Source organism: Tardiphaga sp., assembly GCF_044340795.1.
Classification (GTDB): domain Bacteria; phylum Pseudomonadota; class Alphaproteobacteria; order Rhizobiales; family Xanthobacteraceae; genus Tardiphaga.
In genome coordinates this window covers 1-3,495 of the sequence record NZ_JBIISY010000400.1, presented here as the reverse complement: position 1 = coordinate 3,495, position 3,495 = coordinate 1, and the positions used below count along the sequence as shown (strand labels likewise).

General features: G+C 57.7%; 7 protein-coding genes. 3 read left to right on the top strand and 4 right to left on the bottom strand.

Annotated features, from left to right (window positions below; all coding sequences use genetic code 11):
* Nucleotides 1-592: 592 nt before the first annotated feature.
* On the bottom strand, nt 593-754 hold the full coding sequence (locus tag ACIQ17_RS32235; protein ID WP_398473624.1) for a hypothetical protein: 162 nt from the start codon (nt 752-754) through the stop codon (nt 593-595).
* 26 nt (nt 755-780) lie between these two features.
* Between ACIQ17_RS32235 and ACIQ17_RS32230 the strand changes: the two genes are divergently transcribed.
* Nucleotides 781-1,086 (top strand): hypothetical protein, encoded by a 306-nt coding sequence (locus ACIQ17_RS32230; RefSeq protein WP_398473623.1) that lies wholly within the window; start codon nt 781-783, stop codon nt 1,084-1,086.
* A 36-nt stretch (nt 1,087-1,122) separates the two neighbouring features.
* Here the strand turns inward: ACIQ17_RS32230 and ACIQ17_RS32225 are convergent, their stop codons facing one another.
* Entirely contained in the window at nt 1,123-1,578 is a 456-nt protein-coding gene (locus ACIQ17_RS32225; RefSeq protein WP_398473622.1) for a low affinity iron permease family protein, read from the bottom strand.
* A 162-nt stretch (nt 1,579-1,740) separates the two neighbouring features.
* Here ACIQ17_RS32225 and ACIQ17_RS32220 point away from each other — a divergent pair, with 162 nt between their 5' ends.
* Together ACIQ17_RS32220 and ACIQ17_RS32215 are read left to right on the top strand one after the other, a co-directional pair.
* Nucleotides 1,741-1,974 (top strand): hypothetical protein, encoded by a 234-nt coding sequence (locus ACIQ17_RS32220; RefSeq protein ID WP_398473621.1) that lies wholly within the window; start codon nt 1,741-1,743, stop codon nt 1,972-1,974.
* Nucleotides 1,971-2,231 carry a SemiSWEET family sugar transporter gene (locus ACIQ17_RS32215; protein ID WP_398473620.1) on the top strand — a complete coding sequence of 87 codons (261 nt, stop codon included), beginning with the start codon at nt 1,971-1,973 and terminating at the stop codon, nt 2,229-2,231. The genes ACIQ17_RS32220 and ACIQ17_RS32215 overlap by 4 nt, the downstream gene beginning before the upstream one ends.
* Here ACIQ17_RS32215 and ACIQ17_RS32210 read toward each other — a convergent pair.
* The gene (locus ACIQ17_RS32210; protein WP_398473619.1) at nt 2,228-2,581 is read right to left on the bottom strand and encodes a hypothetical protein; all 354 of its coding nucleotides are present in this window, start codon (nt 2,579-2,581) and stop codon (nt 2,228-2,230) included. The two genes, ACIQ17_RS32215 and ACIQ17_RS32210, sit on opposite strands and share 4 nt — an antisense overlap.
* Before the next feature lie 8 nt (nt 2,582-2,589).
* A partial coding sequence (locus tag ACIQ17_RS32205) for a YihY/virulence factor BrkB family protein (protein ID WP_398473618.1) occupies nt 2,590-3,495 on the bottom strand: 906 nt, incomplete at its 5' end.

Genomic DNA, 3,495 nt, shown 5'->3' with positions numbered 1-3,495 from the left:
CCGGTGCATGAGCCACATCTCTTCGCCGCACGACCGGCAGCGCGGACGAGTTGGCGGCGGATTGGCGGGGAGGGTCGCGGGGTTCTTCGTACAGCTGTGAGTGCTCATTCGGTAGCGCGCGGACTGGTCCACGCTCGATCGGGCCGACAGATCGCCTTGTTGTAACCCTGCGGGCTCTTCGTACCGTGTTTCAATATGTACCACCACTGTCCTGCCCGGCCTTCTCCGACGATAACGCCTCTAAATGGTCGCCGGCTTGGTGGTTGAACGATTACTCGGTCACCTTTGGCAAGGCCATTCATTTAATCGTCCCCTTCAACGGCGCGGGAACCAGGCATAACAGGCAATTGTAGTGCTATCGGAATGCACGCCGTGTACACGCGTGAGAGGTAACTCGAGTTCATTATGGCGGACGATCGGAAAACAGCATCTGACGGCGGCTACACTCCTGACTTCCTTGCGTTCAAGCATGACATTTCGCTTGATGACGCTAAGGACCTTGTAAGACGGTTAGGGCAGAACCGGAGAGAGCTCGACAAAGCTGCAGCTGAACTCAAGAGAAGCACCAGCTCCCAGCGGGAGTAGTTGCTTACTACTGCATGCCGCAGCGCTCGATGGCCTGACCGATCGTGGCCGCGGGCTTCGCGCATGGCAAACAGCCCCGGTTTCCACGGGCCTTCGCTTTAGTTGCCGCCGCCACCAGCACCGCCGCCTGCGCCACCCCCGCCGCCGCCTGATGTGCGGCCTTGATCACTGTTAGTGGTCCGGTGTGAGGACGCCATGTATCTTGTCGAAATCTTCCTGCCGCTAGCAGATAACAAAGGTTATAGTATTGGCGAAAGCCATTTCTCGGATGTTCGGCGCGCTCTCTTTGAGAAGTTCGGAGGGTTGACAGTCTATGCAAGAGCGCCGGCGCTTGGGCTGTCTGAAGCCGATGGCCAGACCAAGCAAGACGACATTATCGTCATTGAAGTAATGAGCGTAACGCTCGACCGGCAGTGGTGGGCGTCATTTCGACAAGAGATTGAGCGCAAATTTCGACAGGATGAAATCCTGATTCGCGCGAGAACGGTCGAAAAACTTTAGAATTTTACTCCTGTGCCGTGCCGTCGCTCATCCATGTTAAGCCGTCGCCTTATCAGCAGCGCTTCTCGCCCGCGCGCCGGCCTTCTTCACTGTCTCATCCCCGATCTTCTCTGCTGCCGCGCGCTCTTCGCACTTACCTCGAATGTCCTCCAGCTCCTCGTCGGTGAGATGCTCGATGCCCACAAAGGAATTGCGCGCAGCGCTGCTCCGGATCAATTCATCCAGCTTGGCCTGGATGGCAGCGCCGTCCCGATTCTGTGAATTTTGAATCAGGAAGACCATCATGAACGTGACGATGGTCGTCCCGGTATTGATCACCAGCTGCCAGGTGTCGGAAAACTGGAAGATAGGGCCGGACACCGCCCACACCACCACCACGCCCGCCGCTAAGATGAAGGTGCTCGCCCGGCCGGCCGCGTGAGACGTCCAGTTGGCGACGTTGTTGAAGGCTTGAGAAAAACCTCCGGGCTCGTGAGCGCGATCTTTGGACACGAACTCTCCTGAAGAACTACCTACGCTCATGTGGCGTTTCGTCGCATTAACCGCCTCATCTTGGATGGGTTCCACCCGCGGAACGAAGCTGAGGCGACAGTGTTGCAGGCCCAGGTAGGCCCAAGCGGCAAAGGAGTGAGCGTGAGACCTGGAAAGACTGAAATGGCGCGCGATCGTGCGCCACTTGAGAGCGCCCTGGCGTCGTTAGAGCAAACGAGGCTCGCCATCAAAAAATTCCACAAGGCAGACCGTGTTCAATCGACGCCAGCGATGAAGAAGGCTTCCAAGGCCTTCCGAAATCGACTGCGCAAAACCTGCGAAGAGGCGGAGGCGCTTCTGCAGATCTGGACCTTGCTGGTGGAAGATGGCGGTCGCAAAAACGGGTTCAGCTCTTGAACGGTTTGAACTTCTGGCTCGGGATCGCCGCCGCCGCGCTTACGTCGCTCTCGTATCTGCCCCAAGTTAAAAAGGCCCTGCCGCAAGGAGCCACCAAAGACCTCTCTTACAAAACACTGATCGCCCTCACGTCCGGCTTGGTGTGCTGGGTTGCCTACGGGTTGCTCAAGCAGGACTTTGTCATCGTCACAGCTAATACGATCGGCGCCACGTTGGCGGGGATAACACTAGCGTGTAAACTGAGGGACATGTCTTAGCGGTCGTTGGCGCTCAGTCTGGATGGATCCTCCAAAATCGTGAGAGGATCGCCGGCCGCTCGAGCCTCATCCACATAGGCTACGAGTAGGCGATGGATGCCCGTCTGGTCCAACGGCCGAAATTTGCTAAGGTCCAGCCAACCGCTGAAAAACCGGTCGAGATAGCCCGTTTCTGCGGAGATGTGCTCCATCCAAACCGGGCCTACCAGCCGTTCAGGCGCTTGGCTCCAGAAACAGAACATCGGATGGCCTGCTCCGCTGAAAGCAACGATGGTTCGACCGTCTCGCGGCGCGGAGGACATGGGCTCGAGGACTTGCCCGTATTCAGCCAGTACATCTTTAATGCGCATGAAACGCCCTAGTCCGCAGTCTCGCCGACACTATCCGCCACATGTGCATCTCGCGTCCCTAGAGGTCTCGGTGCGCCATCCGTGCTGTCGCGAACCGTCTGATGCTCAATTTCCGAGTTGAGCTCGGCGCCGAAGAGGATGACAATCGTCGACATCCACATCCACATCATCAATCCGATCGCCGCGCCAAGCGAGCCGTACGTCGCGTCATACCCCGCAAAGTTGGCAAGGTAGTAGGAAAGTCCCGCAGATCCGGCGAGCCAAGCGACAGTGGCAAGCACACCTCCTACCGATATCCACTTCCACTTTGGTGACCGGCGGCTGGGTCCAAACCGGTACAAAATCGCGAGGCCGAGCATGATCATCATCGCTAATGCCGGCCATCGGCCATAAGTGAGAATCTTCTCTGAAATACCTCCCAATCCGACTGCATTGAGAATGATCGGCGCCGCCACTACCAGGCCAATAGCGCAAAGGATCGCCAACAGCGCACAAACCGTGAAGGTCAGCGACACCGCGTTCAGCTTAATGAAGCCGCGCGCTTCCTTCTCGTCGTAGACCACGTTGAGCGCATCGATAATTGCCTTCATGCCGCCATTGGCGCTCCAGGCTGCGAGCGCCAAACTTACGGCGAATGCTAAGCCGAGTTTGACGTCACCTTTAGCCAGTACCCGTTTTACTTGATCCTCGATGATTGAATAGGTGCCTGCTGGCAGCATGCCCGACAAGGCCGCAAGATGATCGTTGATCGTCGATGGATCCGCAAAAAGCGCATACGACGACACCAAGGCCGTAATCGCTGGAAACAGTGCGAGCAAACCGTAGAACACCACCCCCGCGGCGACCGCCAGCAGTCTGTCCTCGTCGATCTGCTCGTAGGTGCGCCAGAGAATGTCTTTCCAGCCGGTGGCCGG

Bases quoted from the DNA above. Each gene is read 5' to 3' on its own strand.
- ACIQ17_RS32230 (WP_398473623.1), top strand. From the start codon at position 781: ATGTATCTTGTCGAAATCTTCCTGCCGCTAGCAGATAACAAAGGTTAT.
- ACIQ17_RS32220 (WP_398473621.1), top strand. From the start codon at position 1,741: ATGGCGCGCGATCGTGCGCCACTTGAGAGCGCCCTGGCGTCGTTAGAG.
- ACIQ17_RS32210 (WP_398473619.1), bottom strand. From the start codon at position 2,581: ATGCGCATTAAAGATGTACTGGCTGAATACGGGCAAGTCCTCGAGCCC.